The organism is Rickettsia bellii RML369-C (genome assembly GCF_000012385.1).
Classification (GTDB): Bacteria; Pseudomonadota; Alphaproteobacteria; order Rickettsiales; family Rickettsiaceae; genus Rickettsia; species Rickettsia bellii.
Genome location: NC_007940.1, coordinates 342,933 through 366,077, shown reverse-complemented (window position 1 = coordinate 366,077; position 23,145 = coordinate 342,933). Strand labels below are relative to the sequence as shown.

Here is a 23,145-nt window from a genome sequence, read left to right as displayed (position 1 = left end):
ATATGTTTAAACTTTTATCAGAAATTGGTCCAGTAGTAGCATTCTTTGCGGGATTTTTTTATGGTGGCGGCATACAAAGTGCTACCCTCTATATGCTTATTACTTCTGTTATTTGTATTACCCTTTGTTATATTATAGATAAAAAAGTGTCGAGGCTTTCCATTATTTCTACAGCTGTATTACTTGTTTCTGGTATTATAACTTTAATTAGTGGTGATTCGATGTATATAAAAATCAAACCGACTATATTATATGTTATTTTTGGAATAATTTTCCTTACAAGCGGTATTAAGAAAAATCCTTTTATTAAATATGCTTTAGAAAGTATAATCCGCCTCAAAGAAGAAAGTTGGATTACTTTAAGCTATAGAACAGCAACTTTTTTCTTTTTCATGGCTATAGTTAACGAAATAGTTTGGCGTAATTTCCCAGATGAAACATGGGTTAAGTTTAAAGTATTCGGCGTAGTGCCGATTACTTTTGTATTCATTTTACTTCAATTGCCTCTACTATTGAAAAATAAGTTACCCGATAGTAAAATATAATATATACTCTTCTACCGACTTTTCCAACTTTTCATTTATTAATAATACTATGTTAAGAATTTTAGTTTTCATAGCTCTAGCCTTTAATCTTTCAGGTTGTTTACCGGCTATTTTTACCGCAGCAACTACTACTGGTATTGTTGCTTCAAAAGATCAGCCAATATCTGGAACATTAAATGATTCAAGAATTTCAGCCGGTATTAAAGCTGATTTAGTAAAAAATAATTTTAAGGAGTTAGGGGCTAAGATCAAAGTTGAAGTATCTGAAAGAAGAGTGCTCTTAACAGGAAATATTCAGAAAGAGGAAGATGCGTTGAAAGCAGTAGAGATTGCTTGGAATCAAAAAGGCGTAACTGAAGTAATTAATGAGTTAAAGGTAAGTAAAAACAGCAATCACTTTGACTTAGCACAATATACTAGAGATAGTATGATAACAGCACAGATTAAAGCTAAGAATCTAGTCAGAAAGGATATTAAATTTGCTAATTATACTGTTTTAACAGTAGATAACGTGGTTTATTTATTCGGGGTTGCAAGGTCAGAAGAAGAGCTAGAAAACTTTGCTGATCTTGCCTCAAAAATAAAAGGTGTTGAAAAAGTTGTGTGTTATGCTAAAATAGTAGATAATTTTAATAGTAACACTGAGGGTGATGAATCATAAATTTGTTTTACTAATTTTATTAATCTTTTATTGTTTTTTCTTAAGTGGTTGTAATAATTCAAAAAAAACACCATGTTCTCGTAAGCATTCACATAAAGAACTATCAAAAGACGATCCCCATAATTTAGTTTATAAAGGGTATTATAAGGTTGGTAGCCAATATAAAATAAAGGGAAAAACTTATAAACCTAATGCTCCAAAAAGCTTTACTGAAACAGGCTATGCTTCTTGGTATGGTGGAGGCGGCGACAAGTTCCATGGTAAAAAAACTGCTAATGGGGATATGTTTAATAAGAATTTATTAACAGCTGCTCACAAAACTCTCCCTCTTCCATGTTTAGTTAAAGTAACTAACAAAACTAATAATAAATCAGTAATTTTAATGGTTAATGACCGTGGACCTTTTAAGCCGAATCGTATAATAGATGTATCTGCAAAAGCAGCAGAAGTTTTAGCTTTTAAAAAGCAAGGTTTAGCTAAAGTAAAAATAGAATATTTACATGCTGAAACCGAAAAGTTTTTGAAGAATATTAAAGTAAATAAATCCTCAAATAAAACCTTGGCTAAAAGTTCTAAAAAACCTTCTTCTACTAAGGTAGCAAACAATAAATGTAGTATCAACTGTCATATAAAACTAGTGAATTTAAAATATAAGCTAGCCGTAAATTAGATTATTTATTGTGTGACATCAGAATCATGAGCCTAAAAAAATAATAAAGTGCAGAGATTAGCTAAATTAATCAGCAATGCCGGAATTTGTTCTAGACGAGATGCCGAAAAACTAATTCTTGATGGGCAAGTGAAAGTAAATGGCATTATAGTTACCTCGCCTGCTACAAATGTTGATACTGATAATCAAGTTGAAGTATCAGGCTCTTTAATTACCTCTTCTCAAAAATCAAGGCTATGGATTTACTACAAGCCTGTTGGTTTAATTACCACCCATAAAGATCCGCTATCCCGTAAAACCGTATTCGAACAATTAACAGGTTTACCTCGGGTAATTTCAATAGGTAGGTTAGATTTAAATAGTGAAGGTTTATTATTACTAACCAATAATGGTGATTTAGCTCGGCAGTTTGAGTTACCCTCAAGCAAGTTAAAACGAGTATATCATGTTAGAGCTTATGGAAATCCTGATCCTCTATTAAAAAGTAATTATAAAAATTTAGAAATTGACGGAATATTTTATAATCCGCAATCAATAAAGTTGCTTAGGAAAAACTCCACTAACTCATGGCTTGAAGTTATTTTGTTTGAGGGCAAAAATCGGGAAATTAGAAGAATATTCGAGCATTTTGGATTAAAAGTTAATAAGCTAATTAGAACTGAGTATGGTGATTTTAAACTTGATAATCTTAAGCCGAATGAATACCGAGAAGTAACTAAAAAATTATATAAGTGTTAAAAATAATATCAGGTAAATTTCAAAATCAGAAAATACCTATTGCTAAAAATATTAAATATCGTCCCTCTACTGGCAAACTTAAGGAAGCAATATTTAGCATATTAACTTCCGGTGAGTTTATAGGTAATAAATTATTCAATGAAAATATTAAAGTACTAGATTTATTTGCTGGTAGCGGTAGCCTTGCTTTTGAGAGTCTATCAAGGGGAGCAGGTTTTGCTACTTTAATTGATATCGATGCATTTTCATTAAAAATAGCAGAAGAATTTGCTAAAACCTTAAATATTCATAATAAAGTTAATCTCGTTAATATTAATGCCTTAAATCTGCCAAAAGCAAACACAGCTTTTGATCTCGTCTTCGTTGACCCCCCTTATCATAATAAAATAGTGACGAAAGTAATGAAGCTGCTTATAAAGAATAACTGGCTTAATACAGACGCCATAATAGTCGTTGAAATGGCTAAAACAGATGATTATGTTTTAGACGAAAATATCGAAATTATACGTGAGAAATTGTATGGTAATACTAAATTGTTGGTTTTGAAGTATAATTGTTATCTAGCTGCTTGACTAATTTTACTGCATCTCTATATGTCATTCCTGCGGAAGCAGGAATCTAGGAAAAAGTTTGTCATACTAGCTAGCTTGACTGCGGTATCTCAGGACACATTCTATGGCACAAGATCCTGCGATCAAGTTAGCTAGTATGACAGAGAAAAATGATCCACGCAGGCAAAGCCTCTGCGGAAATGACATATAGAGTATTTTTTGATTAACGAGCGACATCCCTTAATCTATCCTATCTCAAATAGTTAATAAATTATTGACAAATTAATAATTATTTATTAAAATATACCGGGATTTTAATAAAGTATTAATATGAAAGAACAAGATAATTTATCAATTTCCCAAGAACTATATGGGACAATTTTAATAAACTTAAAATCAATAGTGCAAAATATATTTCCCTTAGAATATAATAAGCAGGAAATTACTATTAGCTATATTGTAGAACAAATAGCAAGCAGCGGCTCAATTCAAAAAAATAGTGATTACCCAGAATTAGACGAAGAAATTGAGGAAATTAATCAGGCAATTATAGATTATTGTAAATATAAAGAAATTCCTAAAGAAGAAGAAAATAATATATATAAGAAAACCTCAGAATTGATAAAAGATGGGTTTTTAAAAAATATAGAACAAACTACCAAATTAGAACCAACTACAGAATTAGAAAAAAAATATTTAGATAAGTTAAATCAAGCTACTTCGTCTGATGAAAAGAAAATCATAATTGATCAACACAAACTAGAAATTGAAGCTTTTAATAAGCAAATAGCTCAAGATTTCCAGAAAAAGCAAGAAGATCTAAGAGGTAATAGAGAAATAACTAATGTTGAAGAACATAAATTAGTAAAAGAAGGAATAGTAACAAAAGAAGAGATAGAACCTTATTTAAGTAACTATCCTTTGCTAAACACCTTAGTAGAATATATATATCTAGATGATGACCAAGATATTCCTCTAGTTAAAAAGCTGTTTGAAATAGCTCGTAATTTTTACCCGAATAATTCCACACAAGAGTTAAAAGAGTTAATGGAGTTATCATACAAAAAAGTAAACGATTTAGTAGGTACAAATAGTAGTAATATTTTAGAATTACTTAACCATAAACAAATTAGCTTTGCTGATATAAATAATGTAGAAAGTGAAGAATTACATAAAATAAATGAAATAAAGATAAAGTCTAATTTTAAAATTTTAGACTGCGTTATTTCAGGCGATTGTCGTGTAACTTTAAAAAAACTTATTGAAACCGGTAAAATTGAGAGCTTTGATAAAAAAGAGTTAGAGCTAGTAGTAGCACTTTTTGAAAAAGATGCTGATACTTTAAATAAGCATCAAGAAACAAAATTATCCAGTAAAGTAGGTAAGCTGCTATTAACATTCCATGCAAGTAAAGCTTATAAATTGGATGATCTCATGCAATTTATAAATATAATAGATGTAGCAGAAGAGCTTCTTTTTACTGCTACATACTACCAAAATATAAATATAATAAAGCAAATAATAGAAACAAAAATTGAGATTTCTTCTAGCACTTTAATTAAAGCTTTATACATCAATTTTACTTCTGATAATAAAGAAATATTAGATTACCTGCTCAGTTTTAAAGGATTAAATATCAATGAACACGATGAGAATGGTGGTACTTTATTAGATTATGCTATTACGTTTAATAAACTAGATATAGTAAAAAAACTACTTTCTCATGAAAATATCGAAGTTAATAAGAAAAACATCTATGGATTTACTATTTTAGAGCAAGCTATTAATGATGATAAACTTGAAATAGTGAAATTATTGCTTTCTTGTAAAAGTCTTGAGATTAACCAAAAAAACCAGTATCAAACAACTCCTTTACAGCAAGCTATTAATGGTGATAAACTTGAAATAGTGAAATTATTGCTTTCTCATCCAGATATTAAATTTAATGAAAAAGATCAGCTGGGATATACGTCTTTAGATTGGGTTATTATATGTAATAAATTAGAAATATTTAAAGTGCTGATGCCTCATCTAGATATTAATCAAAAAAATCAGGATGGGTATACTCCCTTAGAATGGAGTATTTATAATAGCTATGAGGTATTTCAAACATTACTTCTTCGTCCAGATATTAATGTCAATGAAGAAAACCAACATGGGCTTACTCCTTTACAATTAGCTATTATTGACCATAATGATCAAATGATTCAAGCACTACTTTCTCATAAAAATATTGAAGTTAGTGAAAAAAATCAGTATGGAACTCCTTTAGAATTAGTAATTAATAACAGTAACGATACAGCACTTAAATTATTGCTTTCTCATCCAAAGATTAATCTCAACAAAACTGAAATAGCCGAAATTTTACGTTTACATGAAGCTAAGCTTAAGGAAGAAGTGCAAGACGATTCTGTGCCGATTTCTAATATAGAACTAGATACATCTGTTTTAGGCGGATTAGAAGAAGATCAAGAAAGTTATGGCTTGTAATATTTTTTTATAAGCAACTCATGTAATTAATAGTATATTTTTAAGTACTAAAATAAACTAAAGATTTCCTTGAAATTATATAATATTTTATATATGCTATCATTCTATTTGAGGTAATACTATAAAAATGTTATAATATGATTATGTCATTTGCCTGCCGAGTATTATCGCATAGCTTCTATGTCATTCTTAGCAACGACGGGAATGACATATAAGGTCACCCACACCTGAATAAAATATAACACTTTTTTAAAACAGTCCGGTACTATAGGTCAAGCCACGGGGTAACATTAGCTGAGCTAATTCACGTAACAGCACTTTTAAACGATATCCTTTAATTTACTCAACACAAATTATTGACAAATTAATAATTATTTATTAAAATACATTAAAAATTTTAATAAAGTATTAATATGGAAGCAAAAGTTAACTTATTACCAGCTAAAGAACTTTATTCTATAATTGAAGGAAATTTAGAATCAATAATACAAGATATATATCCACTAGAATATGATAAACAAAAAGAGGCTATTAAACATATTGCAGAGCAAATATCAAGCAACGACTCAATTCAAACAAAAGACAATTACCCAGAAATAGATGAAGAAATTACAGAAATTAATCAATTACTAGCAGAACAAAAGAAAAGGCAAGCTTTTAATCAAGAAGAGCAAAAAAAAATATGTAAACAAACTGCAGAATTGATAGAAAGTGAAATTCTAGAAAATATAGGTTCAAGTACTGAATTAGAAAAAAAATATTTAAATAAGTTAAATCAAATTACTTCTATTGAAGAAAAAAAAGCTTTAATTAATGAGTATAAAACCTCTCTTCAAGATCTTAACAAACAAAACTTTCAAAACTTACAAAAACAGCAAAGTAATTTAAGAGGAAGAAAAGAGGTAACTAATGTTGAAGAACATAAATTAGTAAAAGAAGGAATAGTGACAAAAGAAGAAATAGAACCTTATTTAAGTAATTATGACTTACTATGCACCTTAGCAGAGCATAGTCATATGACTGATGATGATGGAGTTTCTTTGGTAAAAAAGCTATTTGAAGCAGCTCGTAATTTTTATCCTGATAAGCCTTTACAAGGATTAAAAGATTTAATGGATATACCAGACGAAAAATCAGTGGATTTATTAAAAGATAATATTTTAAAACTGCTTAGTGACAAACAAATTAGCTTTATTGATATAAACTACATAGAAAGCAGAGAATTATATAAAATAAATGAGATAGATATAAAATCTAATTTTAAACTTATAGAATGCGTTATTGCAGGTATCTGTCCTTTAACTTTAAGAAAACTTATTGAGCTTGGCAAAATAGATAATTTTGATAAAAAAGAGTTAGAACTAATAGCTGCATTCTTTGAAAAAGATACCAAAAATTTAAGTAACTATCAAGGAATTAAGTAAGATATTATTGGGATTGCATGAAAGTCAAGATAGTACAATATATGAACTCATAGAATTTATATTAGATGATCTTATACAATTTATAAACGTTACAGAGTTAGGAAAAGAGATTTTTCCTATAGCTACATTTTTTGATAAAAATGATATCATACGAACATTAATGGAAGAAAAAATAGATTTCTATTCTAGATCTGTAGATAATAAAGTAATAGTTAATTTTGATGAAGACATATTCAGATATCTAATAAATCTTGAAGAGTTTGATATTAACGCAGAAGATAAAAATGGTAATACACTTTTACATGCAGCTATTGATCAGGGAAAAAGTGAGGTAGTTAAATTCCTAACTTCTTATAAAAATCTTGAAGTTAATACAAAAGATTTAGGAGGAAATTCTCCTTTACATCTAGCTATCAAGAGTAATAACCCTGAAATAGTTGAAATGTTACTTTCCTATGAAAATATTAATGTCAATGAAAAAGATAAATATGGAGATACTACTTTACATAAAGCTATACGTAGTTACAACCATAAGATAATTGAAATGCTACTTCTTCGTGAAGAAATTGATGTAAATGAAAAAGATAACCAAGGAGAGACTCCTTTACATGGAGCGGTCAAGAGTAATAGACCTGAGATAGTTAAAATGCTACTTTCTCATAAAAACATGGATACTAAGCAAAAAGAAATATTTAGTTTTCTAGAAATTTCTAGAGAAGATGAAGCTAAAACTCCTATAAATGATGGAGTATCAATTTTAGGAGCATCAGAAGCAGAAAGTTACGGTGAATCACTACATAATAAGGATGCTTCTTCTTACAGCTTATAATTAAATTCAACTGCATTAACCCAATCTTTATAATACGAATGAATATAGGATAAGGTTTTTTAAAATCTTATCCTATACTAGCGTTTATAAATTCTTAAATTGAAATTATTTTCTTAATTGACTATATTATTTTTACTTGATGAGAAATAACATGACCAAAGAGAAAAAGCACTATATTTGTTCTAATTGTGGGAATACTAGCCCTAAATGGTCGGGGCAGTGCTTTGATTGTGGGGTATGGGGTAGTATTATTGAAGAAAAAGTAATTTCAAATAAGAATATTGCCAAAATAGGAAGTAAACAAGATTTCGAACAATTATCTAGTAATGTAACGGATCAAGTGCGTATTTCTACGCCAATTGGCGAGTTAGATAGGGTACTAGGCGGTGGGCTTGTGCTTGGCTCTGCTATATTAATAGGTGGCGATCCTGGTATTGGAAAATCTACCTTATTGTTGCAGCTAGTTGCCGGCAGTTTTGCTTCAAAAGTAAAATGTTTATATATAACAGGTGAAGAGTCGCTTGATCAGATAAAGCTAAGAGCTTTAAGACTAGATTTAGTTAATGATAAAACAAATATTTTAGCTGCTAATAATTTAGAAGATATTATAGCAAGCCTTGAGGCGAATAAAGGTAATATCGATTTAGTGGTTATTGACTCTATTCAAACAATCGCAACACGAGAATTAACCTCCCCTCCTGGTACTGTTTCCCAAATTCGTACATGTGCTCATGAGCTTGTTAATTATGCCAAGCAAAATAATATCATTATTCTACTTAGCTGTCACGTAACCAAAGATGGGCAGTTAGCAGGTCCTAAATTGCTTGAGCATTTAGTTGATACTGTACTATATTTCGAGGGCGATCATAATAACCATTTCCGTATTTTACGCTCTTATAAAAATCGTTTTGGCGGAGTTGGGGAAATAGGAGTGTTTGAAATGAGCAGTAGCGGGCTTATTGAGGTCACTAACCCATCCGAATTATTTTTAATGAAGCGAGAGCAGAATGTAATAGGTACGGCAATTTTTGCCGGAATCGAAGGTTCAAGACCTCTGCTAATGGAAGTGCAGGCTTTAATAGTGCCGTCAAATATGGTAACGCCTAGACGCTCTGCTGTCGGCTGGGACGTTAACAGGTTATCAATGATACTTGCGGTATTAAGTAGCAGAATAGGACTAAATCTTGCCAATTATGAAGTATATTTAAGTATTGCGGGCGGACTTAAAATAAACGAACCTGCATCGGATTTAGCGGTAGCAGCTAGCCTTATTTCCGCAGCTACAAATAAGCCTCTACCGGAGCATAGCGTATTTTTTGGTGAAATAAGCCTATCAGGTGAAATAAGAAAAACTGCCAAAGCGGAAGCAAGGATAAAAGAAGCTTTAAAGCTTGGGTTTAATAATATTATTTGTTCCAAGTCAGAAAATTTAACTCATGATTTCATATCTTCAATAGCTCACTTAAAGGATTTGAAATTATTGTTAGGTAGTTCTTAACATGCTAAATCTGTCATTATGCTTAAAGGTTGTTATATGGATCAATCTTAACCATTTTCACCCCATGACGGCATTGCTTGCGTGGATCATTTTCCCCTATCACCTCGTGGTTTGCTAACTAGGTCTATGAGTTTCGTAAATGAATCTAATAAAAAAATTTTTAATAATATCTATAATTCTAATTCCAACTCTGGTACTAGCAAATACTTATCGGCAGATAAATTATAAAATAACCCCTTTAAATGATCGTCCTGTTTCTGCTATCAAGGTTGAAACGGAAATAATAGGCGATATCGACGGTGAAGTTATTTTAGATTTACCATATGCTTGGGCTAGTGCTTCTTACTATCAGCAAATCAAAAATGTTAAGCTAGAATATCCGATCGGGAAATTAAAATTTAGAAATCAAAACTCTAATGAAGCTATTTTTAATATAGGAAAAATTAACACCATTCGCTTTAGCTATGAGATATACCAAAAAGCCAGTAACCCTTTAGATGTTCATGAAACAATAATTAGACAAAATTTAATCCATTCAACCGGTTGGGGACTTTTTGCTACTCCTAAAGATCTAAAGAAAGAGGATATAGTAGAATATAATGTTGAGTGGAATAATATTCCCAAAGCTTGGCAAACTATATCCGATTATGGCCTTAGTAAAAATATAAAATTTAAAGCTAAACAAGATGAGCTATTTAATGCTATTTATGCGGCAGGGGATTTAAGGCTTTATAAAATAGTAGATCAAAAAAATCCAGTTTATTTATCAATGTATGGTCAATTTGATCTGAAAGACCAAGAAATAGCTTATTATACAGATAAAATTATTAAAGATCAGCGAGCATTTTTTCATGATAATGATTTTCCATATTATTTAATAAGTTTAGTTGAGGGCGATCAACCAATGCATATGGGCGGCATAGCCTTAACTCATAGTTTTACCGCTTTTATTCCACAAGGTTTGAATATAAGCAGGATTATACGACTTTACTTGCTCATGAGCATTTGCATAATTGGATAGGTAAGAAAATACGTAATACTTCAGATTTAAATTATTGGTGGAGCGAAGGATTTACTGATTATTATTCTAGAGTTTTGACTTTGCGTTCTGGAGTTATAACTGTGGAAGAATTTGTAGAAGAATTTAACCAATTTTTTAAGGATTATTATTTATCACCAGTAATAAATGAACCTAATAGCAAAATTGAAGAAGATTCTTGGAGAAATTACGCCGTAAGTAAATTGCCTTATTATCGTGGATTTGTTTTTGCAGTTTATTTAAATAACCTTATTAAAGAAAATAATAAAAGCAAATCATTAGATAATGTTATGCTTGATTTATTTAAAACAACAAAGCAAAAAGAATTTTCTATAGATTATTTTAAACAGATCATTAAAAATTATATTCCAAAAGGAATAGATGAATATATAGAGCAAGGTAATACTATAGATTTGAGTGATTTAATGAATGTTTTACCAATTGAAAAAATAAAAATACCATTTTGTGATTTAGGTTTTGATATTAAAACATCGTTTGATGAGGGAATAATCAAAGGTATTGATATAGAAAGCAATGCTTATAAAGCAGGGCTTAGAAATGGTAATAAACTCATTGAGGTTAGCTTGCCTAAAGGTTTCGATTATTCAGATCAAATAGCTACAGTTAAAACCACTAAAGGTGAATTTAAATACAAACCCGAAAGCTCAAATAAAAAGGACATATACAGGTTTAAGCCCGACTTATCTAAAGAAGATAAGCTGAAAATCAAGAGGTTTTTTAACAGTTAATACTTCTTTCTATCGATTTTAACGGATTTTTAATAATACCGGACAGTTTTTATTAGGTTTTCAAATCGTCTGAGCTATGCGAATGAAATGATCACGGCAATCCAGGAAAAATAATTAAAAATACTTATTTTATTAGTATTTCTAACTGGCTCTAGTTCATAAATTACGGGATGACAGGGGAAAATGATCCACACAACAAAAGATACAATTTTAATTTACCTATTTGTATAGGTAAAATTCTAATTCTTCATTCTATCAATTAGAATTATCTATTCCCTTTACTCCGGTAGTTGTAGCCTTATCAAGCTGAGTATTTTTAATTTCTGCCTCAGTAAAGTCGGTATTAGTTAAGTTACTACCAGTAAAATTAGCTTGATCAATTTTAGCCGATTTAAATATACTATCCGTTAATGTAGAGTTTGAAAAGTCTGTTTTATTAACTATTGCATTAGAAAAATCGGCTTTCTCCATAGTAGAGTTTTGAATCGCTGTATTTGTTAAATTAGCATTTTTAAAAATAGCACCAGAAAAATTAACTGCGTTAAATATTAAATTACTTAAATCAAAATTTGCTAAATTCATATTTGCTAGATTAGTAGTTTTTTGTAAATCCTTTACAGAAGTGATTACTGTATTTGAAGGAAATTTACTAAAATCTTCACTATTTAAAATGATATTGCTTGCAAAGTTAGTATTAACAAAAGTCGAATTCATATAGTGGCTGTTATTTATTTGCGAATTATAGAAAGAAGAATTGTTAAATGTAATATTTGTTAAATTAGATCCTATTAAAGCTATCTGATTTAAATTTCCTGAAGTAATTTTTACATCCGAAAAATTTACGTTTTGCATTAATGTTTTAGAAAAATTTACATTACTAAACTGACTATTGCTTATATTTGAGTTTGATAATTCACTATTATTTAAGTCGGTATTAATTACTGTGAACTGCTTAACATCATTATTGCTAAAGATATTATTAGTCCAACTTAAATTGTTGAAAGTAATATTTACCCCAGCCATTTTATTAAGCCTTGCAAAATTAGCGTTACTATTTTTTATCGATAAATTATTAAACTTAATATCATTTAGGCTTACATTATTTAATAAGCTAGTATCTACTTTAAACTGAGTTAAAGTAGAGCCGCTAATTACACTACTTTGTAAATCACATTTAACTATACTGATATTTTGCAGGGTTGAACCTTGAAAAGTAGTATAAGAAAAAATAGAGTTATTAGCCTGTACATTGTTAAAATTTATCTCATTAAATATACTTTGTGTAAAATTAGAATCCTTAATTATTACGGCAGTTAATTTCGCTCTACTTAAGTCGCTAGATTCAAAATAATTATTAGTAAAATTAGTATTATTTATGATACTCCCCTCTAAATCTGCACCATAAAATATTGAATTTTCTATATTAGTATTTTTAAAACTATTGCTTTTAAGAACGGCTTTTTGAAAATTAACCCCATCAAGAGTATTGTTATTCCATAATATATTTTCAAGCTTAGCATTTTCAAAATTTACATTTTTAATAGTAGTTTTACTAAAAGCAGTATTACTAAAATTTGCCTGAACAAAATTTATATCTTGCAGAGTAATATTATCAAAAATAGAGCCTTGGAAGTCAGAGTTATACCCTGAAACATTTTGTATTGTCCCATTTGCAAAATTACTTTCTTGTATGATAGCATTTGTTAAGATAGCTTTTTGTAAATTAGCTCCAGTAAAATCAGCACGTAATATTTCGCATGAAGTTAAATCTACCTCTGATAAATCTTCGTCTATTAATTTTACTCCAATTAGTTTTAATCCTCTTAGATTTGAACCAAATTGTCCTTTAAGGTTAACTTTAAGGTTTTTAGCATTTTGTGATATTATGTAATTCCTAATTACAGTACTTTGGTTATCAGTTAGTAAACCATTCGCATCACGTGTAGGTTCAGAGCAGTTAGTTAAGAATAGCGAAAAAGTAAATACTAGAAGTAGGTTAGGCGTTTGCTTCTTCATATTCCTCCTCGTTTATTCTGCCTGTCGGAGGTATATGCAAGCTTAATAGTTTTAATTTACGATGCAATGCTGATCGCTCCATACCGACAAATGAAGATGTTTTCAAGATATTATTATTAAAACGACTCATTTGTGCTGATAGATATTGGCGTTCAAAAACTTCTCTAGCTTCTCTAAGGGGCATAGATAGCATATCAAAGCTATCTTCAAGTTTAGTTAAATTAACGCTGTTTGCTAGAATCTCTGAAGGTATCATATAGGGTTTAATGATTTCATTATTTCCTGAAGTGATAGGATTCATAATTAAAGTCCACTCAACAACGTTGCGTAATTGTCTAATATTACCAGGCCATTCGTAAGATTGAAGTGCAGCAATAGTTTCATCAGCAAAAACACGTTCCTTTAAACCTGAGAATTTTGAAAGTTGTTTAACAAAATATTTGACTAGCAGTGGTATATCTTCTTTTCTCTCAAATAATGATGGTACTTTTAATGACGATACATTTAGGCGATAATATAAATCTTCTAAAAACCTACCATTATTAACCTCTTCTTGAATATTTTTAGAAGTGCCAGTGATGATTTTTATGTCAACTTTGACAATTTTCCCACAAGGTTTTTTAATAGTATGATCTTTTAAAAATTTTAATAATTTTATTTGAATTGGAACTGGGATATTACTAACTTCGTCTATATATAAAGTGCCGTTATTAGCAAACTCTAAAATAGTAGGTCGTTTGTTACTGTTATTATTGCTTTCTTGTTTTTCTGCTTCACCGAATAACTCTTGATTGATTTTCTCTAAAGTCATGCATGTAGGGCTGAAAATAATGAATAGATTATTAACTCTCTTTGATTTTTTATGAATTAACCTTGCTGTTAACTCTTTACCACTACCTACTTTACCATGAATCATAATACGACTACTGGAGCTTGCCGCTTTGTCTATTTCTGCTTTATATTTTAAAGTAATAGTGGAGTTGCCTACTAGCTCAGTCTTATCTATAACTTTTGATTTTAAATCTATATTCTCACGTTTTAGCTTTGTAACTTCACAAGCTCTTTTGAGTAAAATAACTAGCTTATCATTATTAAAAGGTTTTTCTATATAGTCGTAAGCTCCCATTTTTATAGCATTTACTGCTGTCTCTATTGTACCATGACCACTAATAATTATTACTGGCATTAAAGGGTAGCGTTTTTTAATCACCTCTAAGATACCAAGACCATCCATCTCACTTCCTTGAAGCCAAATATCAAGTATCACCGCAGATACTGGCTTTTCAGCAAGTATTTTAAGAGCTTGCGTACTATTAGCTGCAACTTTAGGATTAAAACCCTCATCCTTTAAAATTGCAGCAATGATATTCCGTATATCTTCTTCATCGTCTACTATTAAAACATCTATCAGTGACATTATGACTTACCCTAAAATGTTGACATAAATATATACGTTAATGCCGAATCTAAAAGAAAGCAACATTTTTTTATAACATTTTTGTCACAATGTTTATGGATAGTTTAATATTTAGGTAAAATATGACAATTTGTTAGGTTATTATAAGATGTCATCCCGTGATCAAGTTACGGGATGACAGGAGTTGCGTGATGAAAATCTTCAACAAATAATATTTATGATCTTTTTAGGAACAAGAATAATTTTTTTAGGCTCTTTGCCTTCTAAAAATTTTTGAACTTTCGGTAAGTTAATAGCAATTTGCTTTATTTCATCTTCACTTGCGGATGTATTAAACTCATAAGTATCACGAAGTTTGCCGTTAACCTGAACTGCTATAACATATGTGTCTAGCTCTAGCATCGATTCATCAAAAGTAGGAAATGCCGCATTATATAAAAATGTTTTATGACCAAGCTTTTGCCAAATTTCTTCTGTAATATGCGGGATGAATGGATTTAATAGCTGAATTAATACATTAAAGCCGTGTTTTGCGTTCTGCACGTCAATTTCTTCTTTATTTATCTCGCTCGATATAGCATTAAAAAGTTCACGCATACGTGCTATTGCTCTATTTAAAGCAAAATGTTTTATATCCTCAGCAACATGCTTGATAGTGAAATGGATTAACCTCTTTAATTCTTTATTAGTATTTTTATTATCTGAAAGCTTTATTATCGTTTCTTGCATCTGTTCAAGTTTATTGATAAAACGTGCACTCCCCTCAATACCGCTTGCTGACCATTCTAAATCTTTTTCCGGTGGGCTGTCAGATAATACGAAAAATCTTATTGCATCTGCACCATATTGCTGTTGCATAGTTTCAAGATCAATGAGGTTCTTTTTGGATTTACTCATTTTCTCGATGCGACCTTGTGTAACCAAACCGCCATTTTCTTTATGGAAAAATTCATTACCTTTTTTAATTACTTCTTCAGGATATAGCCAATTATTATGCTCGTCTTTATAAGTAGCGTGCAGCACCATACCTTGCGTGAATAATCCTTTAAAAGGTTCACGGACGCTAACATAATCCTGCTCATTCATTACCTTAGTAAAAAATCTTGCATATAATAAATGCATTACCGCATGTTCAATGCCGCCAATATATTTATCAACTGGCAACCAATAATCGCAAGCTTTTTTATCAGTCATTTCTAGAGCTTGGCTATTACAATATCTTGTGAAATACCAAGAAGATTCAAAGAATGTATCAAAAGTATCGGTCTCACGAATAGCAGGCTTGCTACATTTTGGACAGTTAACATGCTTCCAAGTTGGGTGATTGTCTAAAGGATTGCCATGACCATCAAATTTCACGTCATCAGGTAGCGTAACCGGTAAATCCGAGTCAGGTACAGGTACTAAACCGCAAGAATCACAATGAATTATAGGGATAGGACAGCCCCAAAAACGTTGTCTTGAGATCCCCCAATCTTTCAGGCGATAATTTATTGTGCGTTTGCCTATGCCTAATTTCTCAAATTCTTCTATGACTCTTTGCTTAGCTTCATTAGTAGATAAGCCATTTAGAAAACCAGAATTAATAATTATTCCATCTTCAGTATAAGCAGCTTTCTGCACATCAGTATCTGCTTCAATTACCTGCTTTATAGGTAAATTTATTTTAACAGCTAACTCATGGTCACGTTGATCATGAGCAGGACAGCCAAAAACTGCACCTGTGCCGTAATCCATCAACACGAAATTAGTAATAACAACAGGTAAAGTTATATTTGAGTCAAAAGGATGAACAACGTAAAGACCGGTAAATATTCCCTCTTTCTCAGCTTTGTCAAATTCAGCAGAGCCGGTTATATTAGAGCATTTAGCGATAAAATTTTCTATTTCAGGAGTTTTAGAAACTAATTTTTCTATTATTGGATGGTTAAAAGCAATACCAACAAAGCTAGCTCCAAAAATAGTTTCAGGCTTTGTTGAGAAAACCTCTATAACATCTTCATTATCTTTAATTTTGAAACGAAAGTTAGCACCTACAGATTTACCGATCCATTTTTCTTGCATAGAGCGGACTGCTTCAGGCCACTCCGTTAAATTTGGAATCTCATTCAATAACTCTTCAGCATAATTCGTGATTTTTAAGAACCATTGCTTTAAATAACGCTTTTCAACTATCGCACCTGAACGCCAACCACGCCCATCAACAACCTGTTCGTTTGCAAGTACAGTATTATCAACCGGATCCCAGTTAACAAGAGATTCTTTTTGATAAGCAAGATTTCTTTCATAAAGCTCTAAGAAGAATTTTTGCTCATGTTTATAATAATCAGGGTCGCAACTATTTATTTCTCTAGACCAATCATAAGAAAAGCCCATCGATTTCAGCTGCTTTTTCATATTCTCGATATTCGAATAAGTCCACTCTTTTGGGTGAGAGTTGTTTTTTATTGCTGCATTTTCTGCCGGCAAGCCGAAAGAGTCCCAGCCCATAGGATGAAGTACGTTAAAGCCTTGCATGGTCATAAATCTAGCAACTACATCGCCTATAGAGTAATTACGTACGTGACCTACGTGAATCTTACCGGATGGGTAAGGTAGCATCTCTAAAACATAATATTTAGGTTTGCTGCTTTCATTTGGTACTTCAAAGGCTTTTTCTTCTTGCCAAATTTGTTGCCATTTCTGTTCGATATTCATGTTTTTTTATTTCTTTTGGTATGTATGTCATTCTGTGTGGATCGAAAAACGCCTCGATGTCATACCGTGGCTTGTCCACGGTATCCAGAAAATAATAAAAAATACTAATTTTATTAGTATTTTTAACTGGATCCCGTGAATAAATCACGGGATGACAGGAGTGGGAATGACATATCATTTCGCACTATTAATATATATTTCCCTTGCTTTTCTTAGAATTTTGTCTTCAAGTGTGATAGCAAGATTCGAAGTATTTTCATTCATTACCCATTGTTTATTCTTCAGCACTTCTTCAAATACTTTTACTTCAATTGCGTCTGGATGTATCACATCATCCTTAATAAATATGTTTATTTTAAAACGAAAATTGGGTGTAGCGGGAGGGCTATACCATTCTGTAATGATAACGCCACCATTTGAGTCAGCTGATGCAAGAGGAATAAAACTTAGAGTGTTTATTGATGCTTGCCATAGATATTTATTAATTGAGCAACCAGCTGCTTTAGTAGATTCATTTTTAATTCTACCTGGTCTAAAAACTAGTCCTTCTTCCCCAGCTATTGAACCTACTTCATCCCATTTCTGTTCTTGTTCGCTTTTGGGATAATCGTCAGCCAAAATAATATTATTTCCTACACTGAATACGATAAAAATTGCTGCAAAAAATAGTTTTATATTTTTGTTCATAACCGGCATTTATTTGAAAGTTTACTTGTGGGAAATAATAAAGAAGGTTTATTGATTAGTCAAAAATTATTTTATTTTTATATCAGCTCTTAGTGCTAACATTTTTTCAGTTATAGTATTTTTAGCTTCAGAACTGCAACTTTTAATAGACCTAGCAGATACAAGCCATAGGGTGACAATAAAGAATAGGTAAAAATATATGAAAAAAATAATCTACAGCAATCAAACTTTTGACAATATAGAAATAAAATCCTCAACTAATAGTGAAGTAGTAATTACCGGCTATGCAAGTGTCTATAACATTGCTGATCATCATAATGATTTAATAGTTAAAGGGGCTTTTGCGAATGTTGTTTATCAAAATATAAAATTTCTCTGGCAGCATGATAGCAAAAAACCTATCGGGATTATAAGTCATCTTATAGAAGATGATCACGGTTTAAAAATGGAGGCAGTGATAAATAATAAGGTTAAAGCTGGTCGTGAAGCAATAGAGTTAATAAAGCAAGGTGCGATAGATGGTTTATCGATCGGCTTTTATATAAAAAATTCGGTTTTTAATGATGCAAAACAAAGAGTAATTACCGAAGCTGATCTGTTAGAAATAAGTATTGTTACTTTTCCTGCTAATCAAAGTGCTAAGATTTTATATATCACTAAAGGACAAGAGGTAGAGAGTAATACGGAGTATTCGAATCAAATCACTGAATTACAAGAAAAAGTCCATAATATCCAAAATATTTTAGAAAGACCAAATAATATAAATATCGAAGATCAAGAACAAAAAACAGCTTTTATTAATTATGTCCGTAAAGGTGAAGAAAATAGCTTTACCCAAAAATCATCTTTAAATAGCGGTGCTGAAGCAGGCGGATTTTTAATATTACAAACCCTGTATAATAGTATCATTACAGAAGTAAATGCCAGATCGCCTATGAGGCAACTCGCTTCAATTGAAACAATCTCTACAAATGCCCTTGATATAATAAGCGAAGATGGCAAATTTAATAGTGGCTGGATTGGTGAAGTAGAAGCAAGAGATGAAACAAATGCAGCAAAATTAAAGCAACAACGAATATTTGTTCATGAGTTATATGCCCAGCCGAAAGCTAGCCAAGCTCTACTTGATGATGCAACTATTAAAATAGAAACTTGGCTAAGTGAGAGATTACGAGATAGCTTTGTCAAAGCAGAAAATGAGGCGTTTATAAATGGTGATGGGGTAAAAAAACCGAGGGGTATCTTGTCACCTGATCATGATAAAATCGAAAAAGTTAAAATGGGTAATAAAATTACAACAGATAACTTATTAGATTTTATAAATTCTCTCAAAGAGGAATATTTAGCCAATGCCACGCTGCTAATGAACAGGGCTACCCTATCAGAAGTGCAGAAACTTAAAGATAATCAAGGGCGTTTTATCTGGCAGCAATCTCTTTCCGAGTCCTTTAAGCAAACTATATTCGGTATTCCCGTGGTTTGTAGCTCCAACATGAAACCAGTTGATAAAGATACAGCAGCTATTGCAATAGGTGACTTTAAATCAGGCTACAAAATAGTAGATAGAAGCGGTATTAATATCATGCGTGATCCCTACACCGAAAAGCCTTTTGTTAAATTTTATGCGGTGAAAAGAGTTGGGGGGGGATGTGGTTAACCCAGAGGCTATTAAAGATAGGAGTTTTTAATTAAGAAAGTATGCACAGGTAAATACATTATGTTCAAAAAAAATAATTTTCAGATTACTAAGATATTTCCGCAAGAAGTGTGGAGTTTAGAACAGGTCAAAAATTACATGCGGGTGGAAGCAAATTATGATATGATGATTTGATATTAGGTTTGATTGACGCAGCGATAACAGCAGCTGAAAATTTTACTAAGCTGAATTTCATATCTAAACAAATAAAATTTGTTTGCAATATTTATGGCAAAAGAGAATTTTTATTAAAATATAATCCTGTGCTTAGAATATTAAAAGTAACAAAAAAATTTAAAGATCAGGAAAATGAAATAACTCTCGATGATTATGTAATAGATCAAAATATTTTAGCTTTGACTAAATCCTTAAATAATGAAGAGCTTACAGTGGAATATATAAGCGGTTACGATAAAGATAATATTCCGCATGCCATAAAGCACGGAATTATGCTGCATATAGCCGAGATGTATGACCGGCAAGCACAAAATTGCGTAGGTCTCTCTAAGGAGGTGAAAAACCTGTATTTACCTTACAGAAATATAAGAATGTGAGGGGTTGAAATATGCAAAAAACAGCTATAAGAAATTTTAGGCATCAGATTAAGTTCTTAGAAAATATTACGCTAGAGCCTATGGAAGAAGATAGATGGATAGAAAAGCTCACCGTTTATGCTGAGATTATACCTTTATGTGATAATAAATTTTTAGCATTAGAGAATATAAGCTTTGGGCATGTAATAACGGAAGGGTATTTTTTATTTAAAATAAGATTTATCAAAAATATTACGACCAAAATGCGTATTATATTTAAAGAGCGAGAATTTGAGATTAAGCGAGTTATTAATGTTGAAGAAAAAGGCAAATTTTTAAATATTATAGCACTGGAATATGTATCATGATTTTATCTATAATTTTCAATTAAGTTTGTATAAATTACTTATAAACGATAATGATATAAAAACTAAAGTTAATAGGATATATTTTTCAATAGTTCAGGATGCAAAATATCCATTTTTACTTATTAATATATTAAATGTTAATGATATATCAACTAGAGTACAAAATATAGTGCAGTTAGAGTTTGAAATATGTATTTTTACTAATGATAAGAATCGTAATATGGCATTAAAGCTTGCAAGTGAAATAGAGGATAAAATAAAGCATCATTCATTTGAAAATGTTGCAGGAATAAAAGCCAATAAAATCGAGTTCCAAGCTAGTAAAGATTTAGTGAGTAACAAATTAGTAATGAATTACCAGACATTGTTGAAAAGTCCTTTATGTCATGCCGTGACTTGATCACGGCATCTAATAAAATAAATAAAAATACTAATATTAGTATTTTTAGCTGGACCCCGTGGACAAGCCACGGGGTGACATTGGAGATGAAGCAAAAAATAGGAGGATAAAATGCATTTAATCGCAGGGCTAGATATAAGTAGCCTATTAAAATCAAGGAATAAATTTGAAGAATTCCGTAAACATTTAGATACTGAGCAGAATAAGGCAGGCAGTATTCAGGCTTTTGAATTTTCTTATGAATTAGCTTGGAAAACAATGAAACACTTTTGTGAAAAATCCGGTAAAACCCCTTATATTTTAAAGGATGTATTTCGTGAAGCAGCGGTTAGTGGTTTGATTTCAGATCCAACAAGATGGTTTAAGTTTATAGACATAAGAGAATTCTCAGATGATTTAGAAAATTCTGAAAAAGTCATAGAAATTTTTGATGATTTTTCCAATGCTCTAAGTGATCTTGTAAGTAATTTAGATAAATATAATAAAGATGTTAATGTTGTTCCCGCGTGAGGCTTGCCCGTGTGGATCGAAAAACGCTTTCGGTGTTATTTGTATTGTTGCGTGGATCATTTTCCTCTGTCACCCCGTGGCTTGACCACGGGGTCCAGTATAAAGCGAGATAAATCGAGCTTTTCATATTTATATTTTTTAAGTACTGGATCCCGTGGACGAGCCACGGGATGACACCAAGCGTGCTTTTCGAGCCATGCAGCAAACCTTACACAAGGATGACATCACACATATAAATTTAGGTATTTTATGAATTTTCATGATATCCGTATGCCGGAATTTATCGAGAGCTTTGCGGTTGGAAAGCCTGAATTTGCTACCTCTCATGTTATGACTAAATCCGGTAGAGAAGCAAGGCATTTAGACCGCAAAAATGTTTGTCAGAAATATTTAATTAAAAACGCTAAACTAAGTGCAGCTGAATTTGAGCAATTTAATAGTTTCTTCAAAGCAAGGCGGGGTAGTAACTTTGCTTTTAGATTTAGAGACTATGCTGATTATAAAGTGACTGAAGGGATTATTGCAAAAGGGAATGGTAACTTAAATAAATTTCAGCTAAAGAAAATATATGCCGATCCTATTTTGCCATATGAAAGAGTAATTACTAAGCCTGTTAATAATAGTGTTACATTATATATTAATAATGTCAGAACTATGGGAATAATAGATTATAATGACGGGGCTATAACTTTACCAAATCCTCTAAATCAGGATGAAATTTTAACAGCAGATTTTGTTTTCGATGTAGCAGTTAGATTTATTGTAGATAGCTTTGAGTATTCTTATTGTAGTGATGGCTCTATAGAGTTATCAGATATAGAATTGATGGAAGTAATAGTATGAGTATTTTAATTAAAAAGATAATTACAAAGTTAGAAAATTTTGCTTATTGCTTTCAAATTAAGTTAGCAAATGGTAAGGAATTAAATCTAACGGGTAGCGATCATATTATAAAAAATGAAGATATAATTTTTTTACCTAATTCTGGTTTGGAGCTAAAAGAAGCAGAATTTAACGATTCAGCACAAAATCAAGTAATTATTGAGGGTATTTTTGAAGAAAAAGGCATTACGGCAGAAATGGATTTAAATAATGCTGCTGTTAAAATAATATTACATAATAATGGCGTTTTTGAGCATTTTATTACATATTATTGCACTTTATACACAAAATATGATTTGAACTTTAAAATGCACTTAAAGCCTGAAACAATAAAATATAACCAAACTATAATTAATAGATATAGTAAAACATGCAGAGTGAGTTTTGGAGATAATAAATGCAAAGTAGATAAAACCTTATATAGCGGAGTATATAAGATTAAAGAAATTCTAAAAGAAAGTTTAAGAATAGAAAATTTAGATAAAGAAAATGGCTATTATAACGGTGGTCAAATTATATTTTGTGATAATAATTTTAGTAGTAAAGTTTTAAGTAGTTTCGGTGATTTGTTTATATTAGAAGACGTTATACCTGATTATGCTAAGGGTGCTAGAGAAGTAAAAATTATATTAGGATGTGATAAAAATTTTATAACTTGTTGCAATAAATTTAATAATGCTATAAATTTTAGAGGCGAACCACTAATACCTGAGAAAGATTTTATAAATTCACATTTAATATAATA

22 protein-coding genes are annotated in these 23,145 nt (G+C 30.8%); 18 read left to right on the top strand and 4 right to left on the bottom strand.

All coding sequences use genetic code 11. The features are described 5' to 3' along the window. The first annotated feature begins 2 nt into the window (after window positions 1-2). The 11 genes from RBE_RS01645 to RBE_RS08335 all read left to right on the top strand — a co-directional run bounded on the left by RBE_RS01645 (window position 3) and on the right by RBE_RS08335 (window position 11,194). Entirely contained in the window at window positions 3-545 is a 543-nt protein-coding gene (locus RBE_RS01645; RefSeq protein WP_011477016.1) for a septation protein A, read from the top strand. Between the two features lie 49 nt (window positions 546-594). Next, a complete protein-coding gene (locus tag RBE_RS01640; protein WP_011477015.1) occupies window positions 595-1,206 on the top strand; it encodes a BON domain-containing protein in 612 nt (203 codons plus the stop codon). Then, window positions 1,196-1,876 (top strand): septal ring lytic transglycosylase RlpA family protein, encoded by a 681-nt coding sequence (locus RBE_RS01635; protein WP_012152113.1) that lies wholly within the window; start codon window positions 1,196-1,198, stop codon window positions 1,874-1,876. The genes RBE_RS01640 and RBE_RS01635 overlap by 11 nt, the downstream gene beginning before the upstream one ends. A 48-nt stretch (window positions 1,877-1,924) precedes the next feature. After that, window positions 1,925-2,614: a pseudouridine synthase gene (locus tag RBE_RS01630; RefSeq protein ID WP_011477013.1), complete on the top strand. Its 690-nt coding sequence runs from the start codon at window positions 1,925-1,927 to the stop codon at window positions 2,612-2,614. Beyond that, the gene (gene rsmD / locus RBE_RS01625) at window positions 2,608-3,186 is read left to right on the top strand and encodes a 16S rRNA (guanine(966)-N(2))-methyltransferase RsmD (protein WP_011477012.1); all 579 of its coding nucleotides are present in this window, start codon (window positions 2,608-2,610) and stop codon (window positions 3,184-3,186) included. The genes RBE_RS01630 and rsmD overlap by 7 nt, the downstream gene beginning before the upstream one ends. Before the next feature lie 309 nt (window positions 3,187-3,495). After that, the gene (locus tag RBE_RS01620) at window positions 3,496-5,655 is read left to right on the top strand and encodes an ankyrin repeat domain-containing protein (RefSeq protein WP_011477011.1); all 2,160 of its coding nucleotides are present in this window, start codon (window positions 3,496-3,498) and stop codon (window positions 5,653-5,655) included. 413 nt (window positions 5,656-6,068) lie between these two features. Beyond that, the gene (locus RBE_RS07480; RefSeq protein ID WP_011477010.1) at window positions 6,069-7,079 is read left to right on the top strand and encodes a hypothetical protein; all 1,011 of its coding nucleotides are present in this window, start codon (window positions 6,069-6,071) and stop codon (window positions 7,077-7,079) included. A gap of 7 nt (window positions 7,080-7,086) precedes the next feature. Beyond that, window positions 7,087-7,908 carry an ankyrin repeat domain-containing protein gene (locus tag RBE_RS07475; RefSeq protein ID WP_011477009.1) on the top strand — a complete coding sequence of 274 codons (822 nt, stop codon included), beginning with the start codon at window positions 7,087-7,089 and terminating at the stop codon, window positions 7,906-7,908. A gap of 151 nt (window positions 7,909-8,059) precedes the next feature. After that, a complete protein-coding gene (gene radA, locus RBE_RS01610) occupies window positions 8,060-9,406 on the top strand; it encodes a DNA repair protein RadA (RefSeq protein ID WP_011477008.1) in 1,347 nt (448 codons plus the stop codon). Window positions 9,407-9,545: 139 nt separating this feature from the next. Then, a complete protein-coding gene (locus tag RBE_RS08340) occupies window positions 9,546-10,427 on the top strand; it encodes a hypothetical protein (RefSeq protein ID WP_011477007.1) in 882 nt (293 codons plus the stop codon). Further along, the gene (locus tag RBE_RS08335) at window positions 10,412-11,194 is read left to right on the top strand and encodes a hypothetical protein (protein ID WP_011477006.1); all 783 of its coding nucleotides are present in this window, start codon (window positions 10,412-10,414) and stop codon (window positions 11,192-11,194) included. The genes RBE_RS08340 and RBE_RS08335 overlap by 16 nt, the downstream gene beginning before the upstream one ends. 255 nt (window positions 11,195-11,449) lie before the next feature. Here RBE_RS08335 and RBE_RS01595 read toward each other — a convergent pair whose 3' ends face one another. From RBE_RS01595 to RBE_RS01580, 4 genes are all read right to left on the bottom strand, one after another. Beyond that, on the bottom strand, window positions 11,450-13,210 hold the full coding sequence (locus RBE_RS01595) for a pentapeptide repeat-containing protein (RefSeq protein WP_011477005.1): 1,761 nt from the start codon (window positions 13,208-13,210) through the stop codon (window positions 11,450-11,452). Beyond that, the gene (locus RBE_RS01590; RefSeq protein ID WP_011477004.1) at window positions 13,191-14,627 is read right to left on the bottom strand and encodes a sigma-54-dependent transcriptional regulator; all 1,437 of its coding nucleotides are present in this window, start codon (window positions 14,625-14,627) and stop codon (window positions 13,191-13,193) included. Before RBE_RS01590 ends, RBE_RS01595 begins: the two co-directional genes overlap by 20 nt. Before the next feature lie 201 nt (window positions 14,628-14,828). Then, window positions 14,829-17,324, bottom strand: a complete 2,496-nt coding sequence (leuS, locus tag RBE_RS01585; protein ID WP_011477003.1) for a leucine--tRNA ligase — start codon at window positions 17,322-17,324, stop codon at window positions 14,829-14,831. 174 nt (window positions 17,325-17,498) lie between these two features. Then, window positions 17,499-18,011 (bottom strand): DUF3576 domain-containing protein, encoded by a 513-nt coding sequence (locus tag RBE_RS01580; RefSeq protein WP_011477002.1) that lies wholly within the window; start codon window positions 18,009-18,011, stop codon window positions 17,499-17,501. 199 nt (window positions 18,012-18,210) lie between these two features. Between RBE_RS01580 and RBE_RS01575 the strand changes: the two genes are divergently transcribed. The 7 genes from RBE_RS01575 to RBE_RS01545 all read left to right on the top strand — a co-directional run bounded on the left by RBE_RS01575 (window position 18,211) and on the right by RBE_RS01545 (window position 23,143). Further along, complete coding sequence (locus tag RBE_RS01575) at window positions 18,211-19,668, top strand: phage major capsid protein (protein ID WP_011477001.1); 1,458 nt, start codon at window positions 18,211-18,213, stop codon at window positions 19,666-19,668. A gap of 182 nt (window positions 19,669-19,850) precedes the next feature. Beyond that, window positions 19,851-20,261 (top strand): phage gp6-like head-tail connector protein, encoded by a 411-nt coding sequence (locus RBE_RS07470; protein WP_228368751.1) that lies wholly within the window; start codon window positions 19,851-19,853, stop codon window positions 20,259-20,261. 11 nt (window positions 20,262-20,272) lie between these two features. Next, window positions 20,273-20,608: a phage head closure protein gene (locus RBE_RS01565; protein WP_011476999.1), complete on the top strand. Its 336-nt coding sequence runs from the start codon at window positions 20,273-20,275 to the stop codon at window positions 20,606-20,608. A gap of 25 nt (window positions 20,609-20,633) precedes the next feature. Continuing rightward, complete coding sequence (locus RBE_RS01560) at window positions 20,634-21,008, top strand: hypothetical protein (protein ID WP_228368750.1); 375 nt, start codon at window positions 20,634-20,636, stop codon at window positions 21,006-21,008. 111 nt (window positions 21,009-21,119) lie between these two features. Continuing rightward, window positions 21,120-21,518, top strand: a complete 399-nt coding sequence (locus RBE_RS01555; RefSeq protein WP_011476997.1) for an HI0074 family nucleotidyltransferase substrate-binding subunit — start codon at window positions 21,120-21,122, stop codon at window positions 21,516-21,518. A 249-nt stretch (window positions 21,519-21,767) separates the two neighbouring features. Further along, complete coding sequence (locus tag RBE_RS01550; RefSeq protein ID WP_011476996.1) at window positions 21,768-22,361, top strand: phage distal tail protein, Rcc01695 family; 594 nt, start codon at window positions 21,768-21,770, stop codon at window positions 22,359-22,361. Further along, window positions 22,358-23,143 (top strand): DUF2163 domain-containing protein, encoded by a 786-nt coding sequence (locus RBE_RS01545; protein ID WP_011476995.1) that lies wholly within the window; start codon window positions 22,358-22,360, stop codon window positions 23,141-23,143. Before RBE_RS01550 ends, RBE_RS01545 begins: the two co-directional genes overlap by 4 nt. The last annotated feature ends 2 nt before the right edge of the window (window positions 23,144-23,145 follow it).

What these genes read in the sequence shown, in the direction of transcription:
- RBE_RS01645 (WP_011477016.1), top strand. Translation starts at nt 3, where the DNA reads ATGTTTAAACTTTTATCAGAAATTGGTCCAGTAGTAGCATTCTTTGCG.
- RBE_RS01640 (WP_011477015.1), top strand. Translation starts at nt 595, where the DNA reads ATGTTAAGAATTTTAGTTTTCATAGCTCTAGCCTTTAATCTTTCAGGT.
- RBE_RS01635 (WP_012152113.1), top strand. Translation starts at nt 1,196, where the DNA reads ATGAATCATAAATTTGTTTTACTAATTTTATTAATCTTTTATTGTTTT.
- RBE_RS01620 (WP_011477011.1), top strand. Translation starts at nt 3,496, where the DNA reads ATGAAAGAACAAGATAATTTATCAATTTCCCAAGAACTATATGGGACA.
- RBE_RS07480 (WP_011477010.1), top strand. Translation starts at nt 6,069, where the DNA reads ATGGAAGCAAAAGTTAACTTATTACCAGCTAAAGAACTTTATTCTATA.
- radA (WP_011477008.1), top strand. Translation starts at nt 8,060, where the DNA reads ATGACCAAAGAGAAAAAGCACTATATTTGTTCTAATTGTGGGAATACT.
- RBE_RS08340 (WP_011477007.1), top strand. Translation starts at nt 9,546, where the DNA reads ATGAATCTAATAAAAAAATTTTTAATAATATCTATAATTCTAATTCCA.
- RBE_RS01595 (WP_011477005.1), bottom strand. Translation starts at nt 13,210, where the DNA reads ATGAAGAAGCAAACGCCTAACCTACTTCTAGTATTTACTTTTTCGCTA.
- RBE_RS01590 (WP_011477004.1), bottom strand. Translation starts at nt 14,627, where the DNA reads ATGTCACTGATAGATGTTTTAATAGTAGACGATGAAGAAGATATACGG.
- leuS (WP_011477003.1), bottom strand. Translation starts at nt 17,324, where the DNA reads ATGAATATCGAACAGAAATGGCAACAAATTTGGCAAGAAGAAAAAGCC.
- RBE_RS01580 (WP_011477002.1), bottom strand. Translation starts at nt 18,011, where the DNA reads ATGAACAAAAATATAAAACTATTTTTTGCAGCAATTTTTATCGTATTC.
- RBE_RS01575 (WP_011477001.1), top strand. Translation starts at nt 18,211, where the DNA reads ATGAAAAAAATAATCTACAGCAATCAAACTTTTGACAATATAGAAATA.
- RBE_RS01565 (WP_011476999.1), top strand. Translation starts at nt 20,273, where the DNA reads ATGCAAAAAACAGCTATAAGAAATTTTAGGCATCAGATTAAGTTCTTA.
- RBE_RS01555 (WP_011476997.1), top strand. Translation starts at nt 21,120, where the DNA reads ATGCATTTAATCGCAGGGCTAGATATAAGTAGCCTATTAAAATCAAGG.
- RBE_RS01550 (WP_011476996.1), top strand. Translation starts at nt 21,768, where the DNA reads ATGAATTTTCATGATATCCGTATGCCGGAATTTATCGAGAGCTTTGCG.
- RBE_RS01545 (WP_011476995.1), top strand. Translation starts at nt 22,358, where the DNA reads ATGAGTATTTTAATTAAAAAGATAATTACAAAGTTAGAAAATTTTGCT.